General features: G+C 65.9%; 22 protein-coding genes. All 22 read right to left on the bottom strand.

Translation table 11 applies throughout. The features are described from left to right. Positions 1-110: 110 nt before the first annotated feature. Complete coding sequence (locus KAR29_RS03545) at positions 111-386, bottom strand: transposase (RefSeq protein ID WP_274374906.1); 276 nt, start codon at positions 384-386, stop codon at positions 111-113. Next, positions 307-1,356, bottom strand: a complete 1,050-nt coding sequence (locus tag KAR29_RS03540) for an ISL3 family transposase (protein WP_274374262.1) — start codon at positions 1,354-1,356, stop codon at positions 307-309. Before KAR29_RS03540 ends, KAR29_RS03545 begins: the two co-directional genes overlap by 80 nt. A 200-nt stretch (positions 1,357-1,556) precedes the next feature. Further along, positions 1,557-2,180, bottom strand: a complete 624-nt coding sequence (locus tag KAR29_RS03535) for a peptidylprolyl isomerase (RefSeq protein WP_311135611.1) — start codon at positions 2,178-2,180, stop codon at positions 1,557-1,559. A gap of 75 nt (positions 2,181-2,255) precedes the next feature. Further along, positions 2,256-3,233, bottom strand: a complete 978-nt coding sequence (gene hemB / locus KAR29_RS03530) for a porphobilinogen synthase (RefSeq protein WP_274374261.1) — start codon at positions 3,231-3,233, stop codon at positions 2,256-2,258. 2 nt (positions 3,234-3,235) lie between these two features. Beyond that, positions 3,236-4,525, bottom strand: coding sequence for a glutamate-1-semialdehyde 2,1-aminomutase (hemL, locus tag KAR29_RS03525; protein WP_274374260.1), 1,290 nt, complete (start codon positions 4,523-4,525; stop codon positions 3,236-3,238). A gap of 65 nt (positions 4,526-4,590) precedes the next feature. After that, complete coding sequence (locus tag KAR29_RS03520) at positions 4,591-6,093, bottom strand: cobyric acid synthase (RefSeq protein WP_274374259.1); 1,503 nt, start codon at positions 6,091-6,093, stop codon at positions 4,591-4,593. Continuing rightward, on the bottom strand, positions 6,086-7,546 hold the full coding sequence (gene cobA / locus KAR29_RS03515; RefSeq protein ID WP_274374258.1) for a uroporphyrinogen-III C-methyltransferase: 1,461 nt from the start codon (positions 7,544-7,546) through the stop codon (positions 6,086-6,088). The genes KAR29_RS03520 and cobA overlap by 8 nt, the downstream gene beginning before the upstream one ends. Continuing rightward, the gene (hemC, locus tag KAR29_RS03510) at positions 7,543-8,484 is read right to left on the bottom strand and encodes a hydroxymethylbilane synthase (protein ID WP_274374257.1); all 942 of its coding nucleotides are present in this window, start codon (positions 8,482-8,484) and stop codon (positions 7,543-7,545) included. The genes cobA and hemC overlap by 4 nt, the downstream gene beginning before the upstream one ends. Beyond that, a complete protein-coding gene (locus tag KAR29_RS03505) occupies positions 8,481-8,948 on the bottom strand; it encodes a precorrin-2 dehydrogenase/sirohydrochlorin ferrochelatase family protein (protein WP_274374256.1) in 468 nt (155 codons plus the stop codon). The genes hemC and KAR29_RS03505 overlap by 4 nt, the downstream gene beginning before the upstream one ends. After that, entirely contained in the window at positions 8,945-10,063 is a 1,119-nt protein-coding gene (locus KAR29_RS03500) for an NAD-binding protein (protein ID WP_274374255.1), read from the bottom strand. Before KAR29_RS03500 ends, KAR29_RS03505 begins: the two co-directional genes overlap by 4 nt. Positions 10,064-10,067: 4 nt before the next feature. Next, positions 10,068-10,964, bottom strand: coding sequence for a hypothetical protein (locus KAR29_RS03495; protein ID WP_274374254.1), 897 nt, complete (start codon positions 10,962-10,964; stop codon positions 10,068-10,070). A 7-nt stretch (positions 10,965-10,971) separates the two neighbouring features. Continuing rightward, the gene (locus tag KAR29_RS03490) at positions 10,972-11,664 is read right to left on the bottom strand and encodes a precorrin-2 C(20)-methyltransferase (RefSeq protein ID WP_274374253.1); all 693 of its coding nucleotides are present in this window, start codon (positions 11,662-11,664) and stop codon (positions 10,972-10,974) included. Further along, positions 11,661-12,446: a precorrin-6A reductase gene (gene cobK / locus KAR29_RS03485; RefSeq protein WP_274374252.1), complete on the bottom strand. Its 786-nt coding sequence runs from the start codon at positions 12,444-12,446 to the stop codon at positions 11,661-11,663. Before cobK ends, KAR29_RS03490 begins: the two co-directional genes overlap by 4 nt. Further along, a complete protein-coding gene (locus tag KAR29_RS03480; protein ID WP_274374251.1) occupies positions 12,443-14,149 on the bottom strand; it encodes a cobalamin biosynthesis protein in 1,707 nt (568 codons plus the stop codon). The genes cobK and KAR29_RS03480 overlap by 4 nt, the downstream gene beginning before the upstream one ends. Beyond that, positions 14,146-14,916, bottom strand: coding sequence for a precorrin-4 C(11)-methyltransferase (gene cobM / locus KAR29_RS03475; RefSeq protein ID WP_274374250.1), 771 nt, complete (start codon positions 14,914-14,916; stop codon positions 14,146-14,148). Before cobM ends, KAR29_RS03480 begins: the two co-directional genes overlap by 4 nt. Further along, positions 14,913-15,512: a precorrin-6Y C5,15-methyltransferase (decarboxylating) subunit CbiT gene (cbiT, locus tag KAR29_RS03470; protein ID WP_274374249.1), complete on the bottom strand. Its 600-nt coding sequence runs from the start codon at positions 15,510-15,512 to the stop codon at positions 14,913-14,915. Before cbiT ends, cobM begins: the two co-directional genes overlap by 4 nt. Continuing rightward, entirely contained in the window at positions 15,509-16,123 is a 615-nt protein-coding gene (gene cbiE / locus KAR29_RS03465; protein ID WP_274374248.1) for a precorrin-6y C5,15-methyltransferase (decarboxylating) subunit CbiE, read from the bottom strand. The genes cbiT and cbiE overlap by 4 nt, the downstream gene beginning before the upstream one ends. Further along, entirely contained in the window at positions 16,120-17,211 is a 1,092-nt protein-coding gene (gene cbiD, locus KAR29_RS03460; RefSeq protein ID WP_274374247.1) for a cobalt-precorrin-5B (C(1))-methyltransferase CbiD, read from the bottom strand. Before cbiD ends, cbiE begins: the two co-directional genes overlap by 4 nt. Further along, on the bottom strand, positions 17,208-17,834 hold the full coding sequence (locus KAR29_RS03455; protein WP_274374246.1) for a precorrin-8X methylmutase: 627 nt from the start codon (positions 17,832-17,834) through the stop codon (positions 17,208-17,210). The genes cbiD and KAR29_RS03455 overlap by 4 nt, the downstream gene beginning before the upstream one ends. Continuing rightward, the gene (locus KAR29_RS03450) at positions 17,831-18,694 is read right to left on the bottom strand and encodes an ABC transporter substrate-binding protein (RefSeq protein ID WP_274374245.1); all 864 of its coding nucleotides are present in this window, start codon (positions 18,692-18,694) and stop codon (positions 17,831-17,833) included. Before KAR29_RS03450 ends, KAR29_RS03455 begins: the two co-directional genes overlap by 4 nt. Continuing rightward, positions 18,664-19,440: an ABC transporter ATP-binding protein gene (locus tag KAR29_RS03445; protein ID WP_274374244.1), complete on the bottom strand. Its 777-nt coding sequence runs from the start codon at positions 19,438-19,440 to the stop codon at positions 18,664-18,666. The genes KAR29_RS03450 and KAR29_RS03445 overlap by 31 nt, the downstream gene beginning before the upstream one ends. Next, on the bottom strand, positions 19,437-20,441 hold the full coding sequence (locus tag KAR29_RS03440) for a FecCD family ABC transporter permease (protein ID WP_274374243.1): 1,005 nt from the start codon (positions 20,439-20,441) through the stop codon (positions 19,437-19,439). Before KAR29_RS03440 ends, KAR29_RS03445 begins: the two co-directional genes overlap by 4 nt. Positions 20,442-20,463: the final 22 nt, after the last annotated feature.

Here is a 20,463-nt window from a genome sequence, read left to right as displayed (position 1 = left end):
CTTGAGGGGGCCTTCGGGCCCCCTCTTCATGCCAACAGAACAGGGGCTTCCCCTTGTCGGCGGAAGCCCCTGCGTTGAACTCAATAGGCAAAGAGGTTTCTGGCTCCTCGCTATTTAGTGTGGGTAACGTTACCAATCTCAGGTAACCCCAGTTCAAATCTTCCGGCTACGAGGTAATAAGCCGTGATGGCGTTGCGTACGGTTCTAAAGCCTCTCGCCTTGGCTGCCGCTGCCTTGAAGAGACTGTTCAGACCCTCAAGTATGCCATTGGTGCTCCTGGTTTTGACGTAGTTCAAGATGCCCTCCTTATGCCTTTTGACCGTTTTCGCGAACTTCGTTATCGGAGCGAGGCGACTGTGACTGGCCCACCCGTACTCTCTGTCCAGGAAGTAGCCGGCCCAACGGCTGTTGCGACAGTAGACCTGCTGCAAGGCCAGTTTGATTCGACTCTGCACGAGCAACCTTGCGATTCGCCCTCGATCCGGTCAGGCTGTCGAGCGTCTCCTTCTGAGCTTTCGTCAGGTTCTCCGGGTTACGGAGCCAGATGAAACGCGTTTTCTTCAGACCTCTGTTCTCTATCTGCTCCATGCGACGAACCTCGTCGAGAGCTTCGTTCATGAGTTTGCAGACAAGCAACTTGTCAAAGGTGATCCGGGCCTCGGGGAAGTGCTCCTCGATGCCGGTGATGAAGGCCGGCGACATGTCGATGGTAAAGTCGCTGACCTGATCCGGGCTACCTCCGTGCCCTTCGAGGAAGCTTTTGAAGGCTTGAAGGACGTCCTTGCCTTTGCCTTCCGTCACAAAGACGGCGCCTTTACGCTCGAGATCGACAAAGGCCGAGATGTAGTTGTGGCCCCGTTTTCTGGCCGTTTCATCGACGCCGACGGCGGTGACATGCGAAAGATCCTGCTTCTCGACAGCCTTGTCGACGTAATGGTGAGCGATGCGCCAGATCCGTGTGTCCCACTCGTCGAGAATCCGGGCCGCCGAGGCCACGGGCATAAAACGGATCAAGGACATGGCGAAGGCCTCAAAAAGCAGGGTAAAGCCGCTACCCTCCCGAGCCCAGGGCACCTTGGCCGTATGGATCCCATGGGAAGGGCAGTCGACACGGGGAAGGCGGGCGTGGAGATAGGCCTTGTACTGGAAGAGATTCATGTGTCTCCAGCTTTTCATCGTCGAATCGTGGACCTTGCAGCCGCCGGTACCGCAGAGGGGACAGGAGAAGGTCCCGCCCTTCCTGAAGTCGAGATAGATATCGATTCTGACCTGTTCCTGATCGAAGGTGATCTCATCGATGAACCAAGGATCTGCCAGTTCCAGAATCGTTTCGAGAAAGGGCTTCAGGTCATTCACGGCGGGACCTCCTGATGGAGAAGAATGAACTTCGTCCCCTATCCTAGCAGGTGGCTCTGATCTCAGCTGGCCCCCCTACCCGCACAAAAAATAGCGAGGAGCCTCAAAATCCGTGAGAAAAGCCACCGGCGATTTTCCCTCCCCTTAGGCGACAAGAGAGGGGGCCCCGGAAAGGGCCCCCTCTCTTGTCGCCTTGTCGTCTATTCGACGACGGTCGCCTTGACGAGAAGGACCGGCTCGACGGGAACGTCCTGATGGAAGCCGGTGTTGCCCGTGGCGACGGCCTTGATGGCGTCGACGACGTCCCGGCCCTCGACGACCTTGCCGAAGACGGCATAGCCCCATCCCCGCGTCGTGGGGGAGGTGTGGTCGAGAAAGACGTTGTCCTTGACGTTGATGAAGAACTGAGCCGTCGCCGAATGGGGGTCCTGGGTGCGGGCCATGGCGACGGTGTAGGCCTCGTTCTTCAGGCCGTTGTCGGCCTCGTTTTCGATGGGGTCGTGCGTCTCCTTCTGGCTCATGGCCTCGTCGAAGCCACCGCCCTGGATCATGAAATTGTCGATGACGCGGTGAAAGATCGTGCCGTCGTAGAAACCCTCTCGGACGTAGGCGAGGAAGTTCTCCGTCGTCTTGGGAGCCTTCTCTCCGTCGAGTTCCAGAAGGATATCGCCCTTGTTCGTCTCCAGTTTGACCATGATTTTGCCTCCTTGTCCCTTGCCGGTCTCTCCCTGGGCCGCCGCGGGAGATGTTCCCGTGACGGCGAGAGCCAGAGCCGTGACGAGAGCCAGAAGGGAGAGAAAGGTTGTCCGGGGGGTTCGTTTCATCGATGTCAGGCTCCTTTCGGTGTGGGGTGCGAGAGGTATTGTGCCCCAAATCGTCCTTTTCGTCCAGGCCCTTCCTCAATCGAGCCAGTCGGCCAGGTCGAGGGCGTCGTAGGTGATGATCAGATCCGCCCCGGCCCGACGGCAGGCCAGGTGGGCCTCCAGGGTGGCGCGGCGCAGGTCGAGAAGGCCCGCCGCGGCCGCCGATCGGAGCATCATCCGCTCGCCGCTGACGAGGTAGGTCGCCAGGGGGAGGAGGGTCTTCTCCCGAAGGCGGGCCAGGATGTCGAGGCAGGTCAGGGCCGGTTTGACCATGAGGATGTCGGCCCCCTCCTCCTCGTCGGCCAGGGCCTCGCGGAGGGCCTCCCTGCCGTTGGTGGCGGCCATCTGGTAGGTGCGCCGGTCTCCGAAGCCGGGGGCGCTGTCGGCGGCGTCGCGGAAGGGACCGTAGAAGGACGAGGCCATCTTGGCGGCATAGCTCATGATGGAAATGGAGGCGAACCCGCCTGCGTCGAGGGCGGTTCTGATGGCGCCCACCCGGCCGTCCATCATGTCCGACGGGGCCACCATGTGGGCTCCCGCCTCGGCATGGCTGAGAGCGACGGCGGCGAGCTGTTTCAGTGTCCCGTCGTTGTCGATGACGTCGCCGTCGATGAGGCCGCAGTGGCCGTGGTCGGTGTACTGGCAGAGGCAGACGTCGGTGACGAGAAGAGCCTCGGGGAAGCGTTCCGAAAGTTCACGGAGCGCCTGCTGGACCGGCCCCTGGGGGTCGGAGGCCGAGTCGCCGCGGGCATCTTTCCGCTCGGGGAGGCCGAAGAGGAGAAAGGCGCCGATGCCTTTCTCCAGGGCCCTTTCGACGAAGGGAAGGAGGCGGTCGACGCTGAAGTGGCTCACTCCTTCAAGGGAGGCGATAGGGCTCTCGATCCCGCTGCCCGGGACGGCGAAAAGGGGGAGGATGAGATGGCGTCTCTCGAGGGAGACTTCGGCCATCATCGTCCGAAGGCGGTCGTGGCTCCTGAGGCGGCGCAGTCTCATGCGGGGGAATTGGGCGGCCATGATCATTGTCTCCTTTCGGCGAGTTCGGAGAAGACCTCCAGGGCTGCGCCGAGAGTGCTTTCGAGAACGGATCGGTCGTGGGCGAGGGAGACGAAGGTGGCCTCGAAGGGCGACGGGGCGAAAAGATGTCCCCTCCGGACCATGGCGTGGAAGAAGAGGGGATAGAGGTTGCCCTCGGTGGCGCGGACCTCGTCGAGGTTGCGGGGCACCGAGGAGGAGAAGAAAAGTCCCAGGACGGAGCCGAGACGCGTCACGGAAAGGGGCAGGTTGCAGGAGCGGGCCGCCTCGGCGAGGCCTTCGGCGAAGAAGGCAGACTGGTCCTCCAGTTTTTCCCGGACTCCGGGGGAGGCGAGGACCTCGAGCGTGGCCAGTCCGGCGGCCATGGCCAGAGGGTTGCCGGCCAGAGTTCCGGCCTGATAGACGGGCCCGAGGGGGGCCAGATGATCCATGACCTCTGCCCGGCCTCCGACGGCGCCGACGGGAAGGCCGCCTCCGATGATCTTGCCCAGACAGGTCAGATCGGGCCTGATGCCCTTTTTCTGCTGGACGCCGCCCTCGGAGGTACGGAAGCCCGTGATGACTTCGTCGAAGATGAGAAGCGCTCCATGCCCGGCCGTGAGGTTCCGAAGTTCCTCGAGGAAGCCGGGAAGGGGCGGAACGAGACCCATGTTGCCCGCCCAGGGCTCGACGATGACGGCGGCGATGTCCTGGCCTCTCGCGTTGAAGAGGGCCTTGACGGCCTCCCTGTCGTTGTAGGGAACGACGGCGGTGCAGCGGGCCACCTCCTGGAGGACGCCGGCGCTGTCAGGCTGGCCGAGGGTGAGAGAGCCGCTTCCGGAGGAGACGAGCATGCCGTCGTGGTGGCCGTGGTAGCAGCCGGCGAATTTGACGACGAGGGAACGGCCCGTGGCGCCTCGGGCCAGACGAAGGGCCGTCATCGTCGCCTCCGTTCCGGAGGTGACGAAACGTATCTTCTCCATGGAGGGGAAGGTGCGACGAATCGTCTCGGCCAGCTTCGTCTCGAGAGGCGACGGAGCGCCGAAAGAGATCCCTCTCTGTGCCCTTTCGCAGATGGCCCGGACCACCTGAGGATGGCTGTGACCGACGATGAGGGGCCCCCAGCTGCCGACGTAATCGACGTAGCCTTTCCCCTCGACGTCTTCCAGGTAGGCGCCCCGGCCTCCGACGAAGGAAAGAGGCGTGCCGCCGACGCCCTTCCAGGCCCTTACGGGGCTGTCGACGCCGCCGACGAGGACCGACGCGGCCCGCTCAAACGCTTCGATGTTGTTCATGATCGATCTCCTTCTTGTCTTTTATGATTTTTTCGAGTCCCGTCAAGGCTGCAGGGGAAAGTTTTTCAGAGGCCTTTTTCGATGATGCGTTCCAGACGTTCCACATCGAGGTTCCTTTCCAGGTGATCGGCCAGCCTGTCGTAGGCCTCGAGGCGCATCTCGTGCCCCGATCGGGCCCGGCCTGTCAGAGGCGTCAGCCCCTTCCTCTCTCGAAGCCAGTTGACCAGGGCTCGCCGGAAGAGGGGATCGTCGGCCAGGCCGTGGAGGTAGGTGCCGAAGATCTGGCCTTCCCGTGCCGTCGCTCCGTCGGCGACGTCGGTGGTCTCTTCGCCGCGCCGACGAAGACGCAGAGGCGGCGGCGAATCGGCGGAGGTGAGGCCCGAGTGGATTTCATAGCCTCGAATCGTCTGTCCCCTGATGGCGGAGAAGGGGCCGGGGGCGTCGTCGGCGACGCGGGCCTCGGCGGGAAAGGCGGCCTTCTGAGGGGAAAAGAAGGTCGTCGCCTCGAGGAGGCCCAGTCCCTGGGCCTCTCCCTCTTCTTCGACGCCGTCGACGAGGCGACGGCCCAGCATCTGATAGCCGCCGCAGATCCCCCAGAGGGGGACTCCCCTTCCGGCGGCCTCCTCGATGGCCCGATCGAAGCCCTTGGCCCGCAGGAAGCGCAGATCGGCCAAAGTCGTTTTCGTTCCGGGAAGGACGATGCAGTCGGCCCCTTCCAGATCCGAGGGGTCTTTGGCGAAGCGGATGCGGCATCCCTCGTCGGCGAAGGCGTCGAAGTCGCTGAAATTGGCCATATGAGGGAGGGCGATGACGGCGATGCGGAGCGGTCCCGACCCGAAGTCGCGGATGCCCAGGGAATCTTCTGCCGGGATGGAAAGACCGGCGGCGTAGGGAATGACGCCCAGAAAGGGAAGGCCGGTCCTCTCCTCGAGGTAGCTGCGCCCGTCGTCGAAGAGGGAGACATCGCCGCGGAATTTGTTGACGGCCAGAGCTCGGATGAGGCCTCGGTCCTCTCGGGGCAGGACTTCCAGCGTGCCCACGAGAGAGGCGATGACGCCGCCTCTTTCGATGTCGCCCAGGAGAAGGACGGGCGCCGAAGCGGCTCTGGCGGCCCTCAGGTTGGCGATGTCGCGATGGTAGATGTTCATTTCGGCCGGGCTGCCGGCTCCTTCGAGGAGGATCAGATCGTACTCCCTGCGGAGGCTCTGGAGCGCTTCGTCGGCGGCCTTCCATGCCGTTTCGCAGAAGTCGAGATGGTAGTCCCGGGCTCCGAGAAAGGCGACGGGACGGCCCATGACGATGACCTGGCTCCTGCTGTCGCCCTGGGGCTTGAGGAGAACGGGGTTGAAGCGCAGGTCGGGATCGAGGTCGCAGGCCTCGGCCTGGAGGGCCTGAGCCAGGCCGATTTCGCCTCCGCCGCGGGTGGTGTAGGCGTTGAGGGCCATGTTCTGCGACTTGAAGGGGGCGACATGAAGGCCTCTCCGGGAGAAGAGGCGACAAAGGCCCGTCACGAGTAGGCTCTTTCCCGCATCGCTGGTGGTGCCGCAGATCATGAGGGCCTTAGCCACGGTCGAAAGCTCCTCTCAAAGTCTCCACAAGGGAATGAAGATGGGGGGTCTCCATGACGCAGGGTTCGAGGCCGAAAAGATCGCGGACGGCCTCGCCGCAGTTCCTTCCCCAGGCGACGGCCCTGCAGCCCTCGGCGAGGGGGCCGAAACGATCCCTCCAGGCTTCGGCCAGGGCGGCGCTGCCGAAAAGGACGGCGTCGAGGGGCGAGTCGCTCCAGTGTTCCCGATAGAGCTCCTCGGCGGGGACGGCGGCGGGAACCATGCGATAGGCCGCGCACTCTTCGACGACGGCCCCTTGCGATCGGGCCGCCTCGACGGCGAGGTCCGAACCCCGCTCGTTGCGGAGGAAGAGGACCCGATCGCCCTCGACGACGACTTCAGAGAGGAGTCGCGCCAGCCCCTGCGAGGTCTCGGGCGCGGCCACGGCGTCGGCGACGAGCCCCTGGCGCCTCAGGGCCTCGGCCGTCCCCTTCCCGATGGCGGCCAGACGTCCTCGGATGCGGCGCAGGTCCTCGGCCGCGTCCTTGAGGAGGGGGACCCCCCTGGGGCTGGTGAGAACGATCCAGTCGGCCCGGGGCAGAGAGCGACGGAAGACGGAGACATCGAGCCCCTCCTGTCTCAGGAGAGGCAGGCTGTAGGCGTCGGCTCCGAAGGTCTCCAGGAATCGGGCCGTCTCCCAGGACTGAGGGGCCGGACGGCAGCAGGCGATCTGAAGTCCCTGGAGTGGCCCTCTCGAAGGTCTCAGGGGAAGTTCGGTCACGGCGCCCACGTAGAGGATGGAAGGACTTCTGACCTCGCCTCTTCTCGCCGCCTCGGCCAGGCCGGAGAGGGTCCCCCGCCAGACTTTGGCCCGCCCCCACCCGGCCCACGTGACGGCCGCGGCGGCCGTCTGAGGGGAGAGGCCTCCTTCCTGGAGGGAACGGGCGATATCGGGAAAGAGGGAGACGGCCATGTAAAGGGCCAACGTCCCCGGAGATGCGGCCAGAGCGGACCAGAAGGCGCCGTCGAGGGCCTCTTCCTCCGTCTGGCCTGTGGCGACGGTGAGGCTTCGTGCCAGCCCTCTCTGAGTCGGTCCCAGGCCGACCATGCCTCCGGCCAGGGCCGCCGAGAGGCCGGGGATGGCCTGCCAAAAGACGGCTCCCTCCTGGAGGGCCAGGGCCTCCTCGCCGCCGCGGCCGAAGAGGAAGGGATCGCCTCCCTTGAGGCGGACGACCGTCCCCTCCCCCTGTCCGAGGGAGAGAAGGAGCCCGTTGATGCCTTCCTGAGAGAGAAAGTGGTCGTCGCGGCGCTTCCCCACGGGGTGGAATCGGCACGAGGCGGAGCAGAGCTGAAGGAGGTCGGGATGGATGAGCCGGTCGTAGACGACGTGGTCGGCCCGGCTCAGGATCTCCTTCGCCGCCAGAGTGAGAAGGGCCGGCGTGCCGCAGCCGGCTCCGACGAGATGGACCGTCATGGGCGGACACCGGCTTCCATCGGAAGACGGCAGGCCGCGAGGAGAGTCTCCATCTGAGGGCGGGAGGCCAGACGAGTCCAGAGCTCCCGTCCCAGCCCGACGGCTCCCTCGTCGTCGACGACGGCAGAGCTTAGGCTCTCCCGCTCCGTCCAGACCCCGTCGAGGGAGAGGATCTCGGCCGTCAGGACGAGACGGTCCCCCTCCCATCGGGCCTCCGAGGCCAGAGGGAGGTGGCAGCCCAGTCCGACCTGGGCGAGGAAGGAACGTTCGGCCAGGGCCTGAAGGCGCGTCGATCTGTCGTCGAGGCTGCGGAAGGCCTCGAACCAGGCCGACGAGGGGGAGGCCTCGACGACGACGATGCCCTGGCCGGGAGCGGTGATGAAGGGTAAGGGACGGGCGCCGTCGCGGTCGAGGCCGAGACGCTGAAGGCCGGCCTCGGCCAGGACGATGGCGTCGAGATCGCCCTCGTCGACGCGGCGGAGACGGGTCTCGACGTTGCCTCTTAGGCTGGAAATCTCCAGGTCGGGACGGGCTCTCAGGAGCTGGGCCCTGCGACGGAGGCTGGACGAGCCGACTCGGGCCCCGGGAGGCAGATCGGCCAGGGAGAGGCCGTCGGCCGTGACGAGAAGATCCCGGGCCGATCCTCGGGGAAGATGACAGGCCAGCTCGAGTCCCGGCGCGAGGTCGCAGGGAACGTCTTTCAGGCTATGAACGGCACCGTCTCCTTCGCCGGCAAGGAGGGCCTCTTCAAGGGCTTTGACGAAGACGCCGAAGCCTCCGAAGGCGCTCAGGGGGGTCATCCTGTCCCGATCGCCGCAGCTGTGGACGACGCGGCAGCAGCCGTCGTGGCCGAAGCCACAGAGGGCCTCTAGGACGAGCTCGGTCTGGCGTCGCGCCAGGGGACTTCCCCGGGTCAGAAGAGTGGGATGAGCCTTCATGGTTTCACCTCTCGGTCCGTCAGAAAACGGCAGATTAGCTCTTTCTTCCCGGCCGCCAGGGCCGGATCGTATCCTCCCGAGCCCACTCCGACGCGGCAGGAGCCGCTGTCGAACTGGGCCAGAAGGGCCCAGTCGCCCTTCTCGGCGGAGGAGGCGCAGTTGACGAGGCATCGGGCCTCCCTGGCCCAGGGAAGAAGTTTCTCCGTCTCCCCTGGCGGCAGGGCCAGAAGGACGAGGCGGAAGGCCCGGAAGTCCTCTCGCGTCGCCTCCCGGGGCTCCCAGTCGAAGGCGCCCCGGTCATGATCGGCAAGGAGCGATTCGGTCAGGACGGGGGCGACGAGATGAGGGCGACAGCCCGCCCCGAGAAGGGTCGCCATCTTCCGTTCCGCCAGGGGACCGCCTCCGACGACGAGGAGGGGCTCGTCGTTTCGCAGGGCGACAAGAAGTCCGTAGGGGCCCTTCATTCTCTCTCCTCCCGTGCCAGAAGTTTCCAGGCCCTTCCGGCGTGAGCTCCCTTGTCCTCCAACAGGGGATGGAGGACGCCTTTGACGACGCTCCAGGCCAGCTCCTCCAGGACTTTCTCGTCCCAGCCCTGACGGCGGGCCGTCTTCGCCGCCCTCGAAAGGGCCACGTCGCGGGCGCGGGCCAGGGCGAGACGGCGATAGACGTCGCCTCGTCTATCCTCCATTTCGCGCCAGAGTTTCTCGGCCGCCTCCTGGGCCTCCCCTTCGAGTCGGAGCAAGAGACGACCGTAATCGCCAAGCAGGCGGTCCCTCTCGGAGGCCATGTCGTCGAGATTGACGAGATCTCTTCCTGCCGAGGGGGAGACCTGTGGCGTGGCTCCGAGATCAAAGAGGCTTCCCCGAAAACCCCGAGGGGGGATGTCGGGCAGAGGTTGGGGCGAAGAGGTGCAGACGAAGAGGGCCTCCGCCGTGGCGGCCTTTTCGTGAAGCCTGGACCAGGGGAGCAGGGGAAGTCCCAGGGAGACCGAGGCCTCGAGGCCTTTCGATTCGGTCCTGTTGACGAGCGTTACGTCGTGACCCCGTCCTTTGAGTATGCGGGCCGTCTCAATACCGATCCGGCCGCAGCCAATGACGAGAACGCGACGGGATTTCCCCTCTTTTTCCTCGAATCGGTCCACCATGAGAGAGGCCGTCGAGGGAGCTCTCCCCGGATGGTAGCGGCTTCGAAGCGTCGAGGCCAGGGACAGGCCGTGCTGGCAGAGATGGTGGAGGACGGGGCCGCAGCCTTTTTTCCCCTCGTCGTAGGCTCGGCGGAACTGGCCGACGATCTGCTCCTCCCCCAGAGCCAGGCTCTCCAGGCCCAGAAGGAGGCGAAGAAGATGGCGGACCACGTCGCCTCCCTGAAGGAGGTGCCCCTCGGGGGGAAGAGAAGGGGCGTCGCTCTCCCAGAGGGGGCCGGGGACGGCGAAGAGTTCGAAGCGGTTGCAGGTGAAAAGGGTGAGGCATTCGAAAAAAAGTCCGCCGTCCGGTTCCGTCCCGGCCCAGAATTGGGCCTGATCGGCCCGCAGGGCCGCAGAAGAGCTTCGGTGGTCGAAGGAGAGACAGAGAAGACGCATGCAATCACCTTCCGATCAGGGGTAGGGCGGCGGCGACGAGAGTCAGAAGGGAGAGGGGTGTCGTCGTCGCGAAATGGCAGAGAAGGATTCTCTGGGCCAGGTCGCGAGGGAAGAGTCCGAACCAGAAGGCGGCGTTCTGACGCAGGGCTCGGGTGAAGAGCCCCAGGGCGTTGCCCAGGAGGAGGGCGAAGAGAGCCTCGCTCCGCGTCAGGTCGCCCAGGGAGAGGCTGGCTCCCGCCGCGGCCAGAGAAGCCGAGAGATGGCCGAAACCGGCTGCGGTTACGGCCCACCCCGCCGGAGGGAGAAGGAGGTCGCCGCCCATGAGCCCCTTCAGGAACCGTTCCAGGTGGGGGACGCAGGTGAAGGCCAAGGCGTAGAAGGTCCAGGCCCAGGGCAGGGTGACGAGGACGCGGCGGTAGAGGCCGGTGACTCGGGGGCCGCTGATCTCGCCGGTCTCGTCGATCTCCTCTTCTCCGTTTCGTCCCATGAGAAGAAGGACGAGGGCGAAGCGCAGAAAGCTGCGGAGGAGAATGACGGAGGCGAAGAGGGCTCCCGTCATTCCGGCCAGGCTGGCCGAGAGGGTGGCCGTCGTGATCCACCTCCTGAGATAGCCGGGGAAGGCAAGAGAGAGGGTGCCCCAGAGAGCCTTCTCGTCACTGAGGCGCCCCTCGCGGTGAGCCACGGCGAGAAGGGAGGCTCCGGCCCGGGAGGAGCCCAGGCTCGTGGCCAGGGCCGTTGCCACGACGGGGCTGATGCCCCGTCTCTTCATCGCCGGCAGGAAACGCCTCAGGAGTCGTTCGGCCGGTCGGAGGCGAAGGAGGATCTCTCCGAGGAGGAGCCCGAAGAGGACGTTGCCCGTCAGGATAAGCTCTCCCTTGAGGAGGGCCTGCCAGCCGCTCATCGTTGCCTCATCGCCAAAGAAGGAGCGTCGAAAGATATTCCCCCGTGGCCTCTGCTGCGGCAGGGCCTTCAAGGATGCGTTCGTCGGCCAACCCGGCCCTCTCGACGCGGACCATCCTTTTCCAGGGGCCCGTCCTCTCGACGAGAGAGGGAAGGTGTTCCTTCAGGGCCGATGCCTTGTAGAGGGCCGCCACGTCGCAGGCGGCCAGAGCCGCCGTCAGCCCTTCCAGGTCGCCCGTGCCCGGCAGAAGGGCCAGGCGGTCCTCTCCCAGGGCCAGGAAGGCTCCGACCCTGGAGGCTGCCAGGGAGTGGGCCGAGACGCCGGGGATCAGTTCGAGAGAGAGGTCCGGCTCGATCCCTTTCCAGACGTCGTAGAGATAGGCTGCCGTCGCGTAGAGGGCTGCGTCGCCGATGACGGGGAGGGCGATCGTTTCTCTGCCCTGCCAGAGAGGGCGCAGCGTCTCGATCTGATCGGCTATGGCTTTCGTCCGGACCTGGTCGTCTCCGTCCATGGGGAAGACGAAAGGCAGCATGTCGATGTCGAGATGGGCCGAGACGATCTCCTGGGCCACGCTGGATCGTCCCTTGCGGGAGAGGGGGACGAGGACGAGCTCGGCCTCTCGGAGACGCCTCAGGGCTTTGAGGGTTATCAGCTCGGGGTCTCCGGGGCCGACGCCGACGGCGATGAGTTTCACGGTCATTCCTCCCTTTCGCGGAGCTCTTGCCCCTCCGCCTTCATCCGTTTCAATTCCAGCAACAGAGTCTCTTCGTCGAGACCGTTCCCCTTCTCCTCACGGCCGATGACGACGAGAGGGATGGAGAGGGCCTCCGTCGCCTCCGCTTTGGCCCTTATTCCGCCCTCGACCCCCGAATCCTTGCAGAGGAGGCAGGCCGCTTTCCATCGGACGAGAAGGGCTCTCTCGAGATCGGCCTCAGGCGCTCCCCAGAGGGCGACGATTTCCGTCGGCTCAAGGCCCGAATCGAGGGCCTTGGCGAGGCTTTCCCTCGTCGGCAGGATGCGGGCCGCCACGGATCGCCCCGCTTTTTTGAGGACCGGCACGGCCCGATGGAGGATCTTGACGCCCAGGGCAAGAAAAACGACATGGCCCGGTTCGGTCAAAGAAAGCGCTGCTTCGAGAGCTCCGTCGACGTCGGCGGCGAGATGGGCTCTCGGCGGGATCAGGCTCGATCTTTCCAGGGCGAACCAGGGCAGGCCATGGGAGGAGGCGGCCTCGCGAAAGGTCTTTCGGGCGTCGACGGCGAAGGGATGGGCGCCGTCGACGGCCACGTCGAAGCGTTCCTCCTTCAGCGTCCGGCTCCAGAGCGGTCCGTCTCGACGGCCGACGAGGACCTGAGCGCCTGGCGGTACCGTGGCCAGTCCCTCTTGAGAGGCCACGGAGAGTGTGACGTCGAATCCCTCGGCGAGAAGCTTCTCGGCCAGGACCCGGGCCGAGGCATTCCCGCCCAAGAGGAGGATCTTCATTTTTTTTCTCCTTCGGCGCCGTAGCCTCGGCTGTCGATGAGGCGATTCCCTCTCCATTGGGCGCCCCGAGGCGGGAGGAAGAGGAGGGTCGTCATGTCGATGACATCGGCATGGAGCTCTTCCAAGGGGATGGAGCGGAGCGATTCGTCGTCGCGGCCGACGTTGCGGACGGCGACGAGAAAGACCCTGTCGGCGAAAATGCGCGCCACTTCGGCCAATTTTTCCTCCAGGCCTCGCCGTACGGGGTTGTAGAGGGCCACGGCCAATCCTCCCGCGGCGGCCCCTTCCAGGGCACGGATCACGTCGGGCCAGGGCTGGAGGTAGTCCGACAGGGAGATGCAGCTCAGGCCGTTCGTGTAGGGAGCGCCGAGAAGGGCGGCTGCGGCCTGGACGGCGGAGATGCCCGGAACGATACGGATTTCTTTGTCTCCGGCGAGGTTGAGGACCAGACCGGCCATGCCGAAGAGGACGGGATCGCCTCCCGAGACGAGGGCCGTGTCGTAGCCCTTTCGGCTCAGATCGAGGGCGAGGCGGACCCGTTCCTCCTCCTCTCCCATGGTGAAACGACGGATCTCTTTCCTCTCTTTGAGGGCCTGGGGGAGACGGTCGAGGTAGGGCCCGTAGCCGACGAGGACCTGGGCCCCTTCGAGAACGTCCCGGGCCTCGGCGGTCAGGAATCGGCCGTTGCCCGGCCCTGTCCCGACGACGGCGAGTTTTCCCTGAAAGACGGGACGCGCCGCGGCGAAGGCGACGGTGATGCCTCCGAAGGTCGAACGGGGCGCCAGAAGGCGGCCGAAGCGGGCGGCGCAGGGTTCGGCCACGCCGGGAAGGCCGAGATGGCGTCTGGCGGCGCTCGGCGAGAAGACGCCCTCGACGGCTCCGATCTCCTCTCCCGTGAGGGTGACGAGGGATAGCCCCCAGGAGGCGGTGCCGGCGGCGAAGGAGGAGTCGGACGCTCTTCTGTCGATCGTCGCCACCCGGCAGAGAGCTTCCCTGCGGAGGCCAAGAGTCTCCAGCCCCTTTTCGAGGGCCTCCAGAAGGGCTTCTCCCGTCGTTCCGGGACGGCAGCCCATTCCCGCCGTTATCAGAGGGGGGACGATCTGGCATTGGGCGGCCGAGAGGGAGATCTTTTTCCAGGAGATGAGAAGCTGAGCCTTATCGGCGGTCTCGACGAGGCTGTATCCCCAGGGGAGAGGCGGAAGACCGTCCAGGTCGGGGTCGACGAAACAGGAGAGCTTCCCGCCGTCGGCCAACCGACCGTTGAGCTCCGTCAGGGCCCTTTTCCCCAGGAGAGGCCAGCCGAGGCGGGAGGCGAAAAGATCGGGAGCCGTGACGTTTCTGCGGTCCGTGGCCGTCGTCGGGAGACAGGGCGCGTCGAGGATCTGGGCGCACCGTCGGGCCAGATCGAGTCCCCCTGCGAGGTGACTCCCCAGGAGGGGAAGGACGAAGGCCCCGTCTTCGGGGACGACGATGAGGGCCGGATCGGCCGCCTTATCGCTCAGAAGAGGGGCGGCGCCTCGGATGAGGATGGCCGCCGCTCCGACGGCGATGAAGGCTCCGGCGCCGGACCAATGTCGGGAGAGCGTCTCCGTGAGGTGCCCCTTCGGGCGGAGGAGAAGGGCCCCCAATTTCCGGGATAGGAGAGAGGCCCTCTCTTCCCCTCTGTCGCTGAAAAAAAGGACGTAGAGGGGTTTTGTCGTCATGAGGGGGATCCTCCTCGGCGGAAACCGTGGGAGAAGGCTCCGTCGTAGAGGCGGCTCCGCCCCCCGGGGGCTATGAGGCAGTCGCCGACGATGATGAGGGCGTGGTTGACGATGGAGGCCTCCTCCATGGCCCGGGGCAGGTCGGAGAGAGAGGTGCGGACGATGCGCTCGTCGGGCCAGGTTGCCCGATAGACGCAGGCGGCCGGCGTGGTTCCGTCCCTTCCCCCCGCCAGCAGGTCGTCGACGACGGCCCTGACCTGGCCGGAACTGAGAAAGAGGACCAGGGTCGACCCGATGGAGGCCAAGCGGTCCAGCGATTCTCCGTCGGGGACGGACGTCCGTCCCTTTCTGCGGCTGCAGATGACGGTCTGCGTGCCGCCTGGAATCGTGTACTCGATGCCCAGCCGCGCCGCGGCAGCCTGAAAGCTGCTCACGCCGGGAATGAGAGCGACGTCGATCGCTCTTTCGCGGAGGAGGGCGATCTGTTCGGCGATGGCACCGTAGAGGCTTGGGTCTCCCGTATGAAGGCGGACGACCTTTTCCCCCGCCTCGACGGCCTCGGCCATGAGGTTCACCTGGGCCTCCAGATCAAGAGAGGCCGAGTCGACGCGGCGGCAATCGTCGCGGCACCAGTCGAGCAGGTCGGAAGAGACGAGGCTCCCGGCGTAGAGAACGAGATCGGCCGCCTCCAGAACCTCACGGCCCCTGACGGTAATGAGACGGCGGTCGCCGGGGCCGGCGCCGACGAAGAGAACGGATCGCGTCATGGCTGTTCCTCCTTTTGGGGTTTCTTGTCGCACCAGACGAGGCAAATGGGATTCTCTCCCAGAAAGGCCCAGGAGGGTCCGAGCTTTCTGCCTCGTGCCGGGAAGACGTTCCAGGCCTCCGTCGGTCCCCGTTCCTCGAAAAGCTTCAGGGCCGCCAGAGCCGTATCGAGGAGAAGGGCCGAGAGGACGAGACGACCGCCGGGGAGGAGTTTCTCCCAGAGAGTCTCGACGATGGATTCCAGGTGGGGGCCGTGGCCTCCTATGAAGGCGCCGTCGACGGCCGGAAGGGAGGTCAGTCCCGACGGAGCGGCCTCGGCGACGAGATGGACCCTGTCGGCAAGGCCGAAACGGCGGAGATTCTCTTTCGTCAGTCCGAAGGCCTCCGGCGACGGCTCCAGAGCCCAGAGCTCCCCTCGGGGACCGAGGGCCTCGGCCAGAGTGACGGTGACGCCTCCCGATCCGCTGCCCACCTCGATGAGCCTCCGGCCTTCGAGAGGCGCCAGAAGGCCTACGATGAGGGCCCGTATCGGCCCCTTGGTGAAGGGGACGGCGTCGAGGCGACGGAAGAGACGGTCCTCGCGAAGGGCGAAGGTCATGGCATCACCCAAAGCAGGGCCAGCCGTCCTTCGGGTTCCCGTCGGGCCAGATCGCCAAGGGGGCCTTCCGTGAGCTTCTCCGAGGGGAGGCCCAGGTCCCAGGCGAGGACGGCTCGTCGCGTTTCTGCCAGTCGGAGGGCCACGTCGGCGATCTGGTCCGGAACGGAAAGGGATTCGCCGAGGAGGAGGACGAACTCTCCTTCGGGGAGGTTCCCCTCGAAGGGCCGGCCGTGAAGGGAGAAAGCCGGCAGGGAGGCCCAGCTCCGTCTCATGCGGCAGGCGAGAATCTGAAGGCTCGAGATGCCGGGGATCCAGATCACCTTGTCGCCGAAACGTCGGGCCAGAGAAGAGGCGAGGCTGTAGAAGCCCGTATCGCCGCTGACGACGAGGGCCAGTTCTTCTCCTTCGGCCAGGTCCTCGATGCGGGCGTAGAGTTCGGCCAAAGGAGGAAGGGGCTCGAGATGGGCTCCCGGAGGGAGGAGGGAGGAGAAGCGTCCGTCGCCGATGAAGCGATCGAAGCGTTCCATCGCCTTCCGGGCCTGAGGCGTCACGTACTCCTCCGAACCCGGCCCCAGGGCGATGCACCAGACGGTACCCTTCGTTTCCCTCACGGTCGATCCCCCATTCTCCGAATCAAATCCTCCGTCGCCGTCGAGGCGACGACGGTATCGGGCAGGGTGAAAAGGACGACGGCCACCGTCCGGACGGCGGGAGCGACGAGGCTCATGACTTTTGCGGCCTTGGTGGCTCCTCGCATCAGGGTGGCCTCGGACCAGGGGCGATCCCGAGTCGTCGTCACGGCCTCGTCCAGGGTGTTGGCCTCGAGGATGTCCCGCACCTCCGTCGCTGTCGCTCCCTCGGCGGCGGCCAGAGCCGCGAAGGTCTCCCTCCTTCCGTCGCTGTAACGGCTGTGGGTGTGGAGAGAACCTCCGGCCACCTTCATGAGCTTGCCCACCTGGCCGACGACGAGGAGTTCTTCGAGGGGGAGATCTCGCACCTTTTCCAGGGCGAAGCCCACGTAGTTGCTCACCGTGACGATCCTCTCGTCGGCGATGGACAGCCCCCTGGCGAGGCTGCGGCCGTAGTTGCCGGGAACGAGGCAGAGGCTTCGGAGACCTTCTGCGGCCCGAACGGAGAGTTCGCTGTGGATCGTCGCCACCAGGGCCTCGTCGCTCATGGGGACGACGAGACCCCGGGTTCCTAGGATGGAAAGTCCTCCCTCGATGCCCAGACGGGGGTTGAAGGTCCTTTTGGCCGCCTCGTTGCCTCCGGGGATGGAGAGGGTTACTTCGAGACCCCGTCCTGCAGGGAGAAGGGGGAGGAGATGACGACGGAGCAGTTCCCGAGGTCCGGGGTTGATGGCCGCCTCGCCTACGGCGACGGGAAGGCCCGGGCGTGTCGCCTTTCCCACGCCCTCTCCGGCGACGAGGGTCAGGCCCTCGTCGGCATAGCGCACGGAGGCGACGACAGGGAGTCCCGAAGTGACGTCCGGATCGTCTCCGCCGTCTTTGACGACCCAGGCTTCGGCTCCTTCTTCGGTCCGGCGGACGCCGGCCAGAGGCAGGCGGAGAGAGGTGCCGTCAGGGAGGAGAACGTCGACGGCACCTCTTCCCTCGCCTCGGAGCCAGAGAAGGGCGCCGAGGGCCGCCGCCGTCGCCGCCGTTCCCGTCGTGAAACCGTAGCGGAGAGGCGTCGTCATCGCAGGTCCAAAGCCAGGCGGATCAGGGCGTTGACGGCTGCGGCGCAGAGATTGGAGCCGCCTCGAGGCCCTCTGAGGACGACGGAGGGAAGTCCCGACGCCAGGAGACGCTCCTTGCTCTCCGCGGCACCGACGAAGCCGACGGGCATGGCCACGACGACGCGGACCGGCGCTCCCTGGGCGGCCCGTTCGAGAAGGCGGAAAAGGGCCGTCGGGGCGTTGCCGAAGGCGAAGAGGCTCACGCCCTCATCGACGGCGAGGTCGACGGCGGCCATGGCCCGAGTCTTCCCCGATCGGGCGGAAAGGCGGGCCACCCTCTCGTCGTGGATGAGGGAAAGGGGTTTCAGCTCCGTCCGGTCCAGCAGGGCAGGAGAGATGCCGGAGGCCACCATGGATACGTCGCAGAAGAGAGGGCCGCCCTGGGCCAGCGTGTGGGCCAGATCGGCCAGAGGGCAGGTGGCGGCGACGAGGTTGGCCAGGGAAAAATCGGCCGAGGCGTGGACGACGCGGCGGACCAGGGGGAAAAGGTCGTCGGCGATTCCGTAGGAGGGGAGGAGGGAGTCGATGAGATCGAGGCTTTTCGTCTCGATCCGCTCCGGGCTGTCGGCGTAGGTGTCGCTCATGGCAGAGATTCCTCCCTGGGGTAGAAGATATCGATCAGTTCCCGTCCTCCTCTTTCGAGGCCGAGAAGAGAGGGGCGGCTCAGAAGGCCTTCTTCGACGGCTACGACCTTCACGCCACCGAAAGGTTCCATCCAGGGGCGCCGGCGGACGTCGTCGACGGTGGCTCCGTTCATCGTCCCCTGTTGGACGATGTAAATATCCAGGCCCAGACGGGCCTCTTTGAGAAAGCGTTCGATCCCCCAGGCCATGAGGGGTTTCGCCTCCTCCTCTTCTCCCTCCGTCGCGGCGATGTTTTCCCCTCCGACCAGGGTCACGAGACGGGCGGCCCAGGAATGGGGAGCGCAGGTATGAAGGCCTTTTTCCGTGGCCTCGATGAAGACGCGGGGCCTAGGCCTTCCTCCGCGACGGCTCTCGGCTTCGTCGGCCAGGGCGCGACGGAGCGAGGCGGCTCTCCCTACCGCTTCGTCGGCGTCGGCGGACAGGGCTGTGGACAAGGCGCGCAGGTAGGTGTCGAAGTCCTCCCAGAGAGGAGGGTCGAGGCAGAGAAGGGCAATGCCCGCCTCGGCGAGGGTCGGCTCCAGGGCGGGGTTGAGACGAAGCACAAGACTCCTGGCGATGACGAGATCGGGGGCCAGGGCCAGGAGGGCCTCTCCTCCCACTTTGGGGCTCAGACGAGGAAGGTCGGGCAGGAGTCCGTCGTCGTCGCTCCGCGAGAGGGCGACGAGACGGTCTCCCGCGCCCAGGGCGACGATGTTCTCGCTGTGGCCGGGGTAGAGGGAGACGATGCGTTGCGGCCCTTCCGCCTCGACGGGGGCGGCCAGGGTCAGAATCAGGGTGACGAGAGCGACGAGGCGCGCCAAAGCGTTTGTCCTCCTTTCGAATGGTAAGCCTCGAAAGGGGTGTCGTAAACCTCTTCGAGGAGGGGGCCGGCAACGGCTGAGGCCTCTCCGTGAAAAAGGAGGCGGCCTCTTTTGAGGGCCATGACGGAATCGGCCCAGGTCAGGGCGTGGTTGACGTCGTGGACGGCGGCGATGACGGATTTTCCCCTCCCGGCCAGGCGACGGAGGAGGGCGAGAATGGCCAGGGCCTGGCGGGGATCGAGAGCCGACGTGGGCTCGTCGAGAAGGAAGAGATCGGGGTCCTGGGCCAGAAGGAGGGCCGTCATGACCCGCTGCCCCTCTCCGCCCGACAGCGCCGTGACGGGGCGAAGGAGGAGGTCCTCGACATCGACGGCCCTGGCGGCTTCGAGGACGAAAACATCGTCGCCGTGAGGCCTCGCGAAACTCCGGCTGTGGGGAAGGCGTCCCATCGCGATGACGTCGCAGACGGAGAAAGGAAAGGTGAAGGTCGCCTGTTGCGTCTGAAGTCCCACCTTGAGTCCCAGGTCGGGACGACGCCAAAGACGCAGTTCCCTTCCCTGGAGGATCAGGTTGCCCGAGTAGGGGAGAAGCCCCGCCAAGGTCTTCAGGAAGGTGCTTTTGCCGCTGCCGTTGGGACCGATGAGGGCCGTGAGGCCTTTCGACGGGAGAGACGTCGATAGGCCCTGCAGGGCCGTTTTGCCCTCATAGGCGACGGAGAGCTCCTTCATCGTCAGGAAGGCCGTCACCGACGGCTTCCCCTAAGAAGAATCCAGCAGAAGACGGGGCCGCCCAGAAGAGCCGTGATGACGCCCACGGGAAGTTCGCCCAGTTTCTGGGCCAGACCGTCGGAGGCGGCCAGAAGGGCGCCGCCACCCAGAAAGGAGGCCAGAAGGAGGGGCCGATGTTCGGGGCCGAGAAGAAGACGCAGCAGATGGGGGGCCACGAGGCCGACGAAGCCGATGATGCCGAAGCGTGAAACGGTCAGTGCCGTGGCCAGGGTCGCCGAGGCCAGCAGGAGGAGGCGGAGCCGCCCCTCTTCGATACCCAGCAGGGCTCCTCTTCCCTCGCCGAGGGAGAGGGCATCCATCTCGCGTCCCTTTATGAAGGCCGGGATGAAAACGAGGGCTCCCCCGAGCCAGACGGCCATCGCGCCCTCCATCGTCGCCCCCGAAAAACCTCCCATGAGCCAGAGGACGATCGCCGCGAGACGATCGTCGGCCAGAGCCTTGAGGAGGGTCACGCCGGCCGAGAGGAAGGCGTTGACGATGATCCCCGCGAGGACGAGGTAGGCCGTCGTTGCCCCTCCCGCGCGGCGGGCCAGAAACCAGGAAAGGCAGAGGGCGCCGAAGGCGCCGATGAAAGAGGTCGCCGTCAGGGGGACGCCGAAGGAGAAGGCGAAGGCGGCGCCGAAAGCCGCTCCCGATGCGATGCCCAGCGTGTAGGGCTCGGCCAGGGGGTTGGAGAGAAGCCCCTGAAGGACGACGCCGGAGACGCTCAATGTCCCTCCGGCGCCGACGGCGGCAAGGAGCCGGGGGAGACGCAGCGTTCTGACGACGAGTCCTTCAGGAGAGCCCTTCTCGACGGGGCCGACGAGGAGGGAGAGGGCCCGGAGAGGGGCGATCTCCCAGTCGCCGAAGGTGATGCGAAAAAAGGAGACGAGAAGGAGAAGGGCCGTCAGAGTCGACAGGAGCCAGACAAGGTGCCGGCCTTTCCGGCGACGGTGCTCCGTCAGGTGTTCTCTATCCACGGGGCCTTCTCCTTCCTCGTCC

Source organism: Aminithiophilus ramosus (assembly GCF_018069705.1).
GTDB classification, from domain to species: Bacteria; Synergistota; Synergistia; order Synergistales; family Aminithiophilaceae; genus Aminithiophilus; species Aminithiophilus ramosus.
Note: the sequence above shows the minus strand (reverse complement) of the source record. Positions and strands in the feature narration are given on the sequence as shown.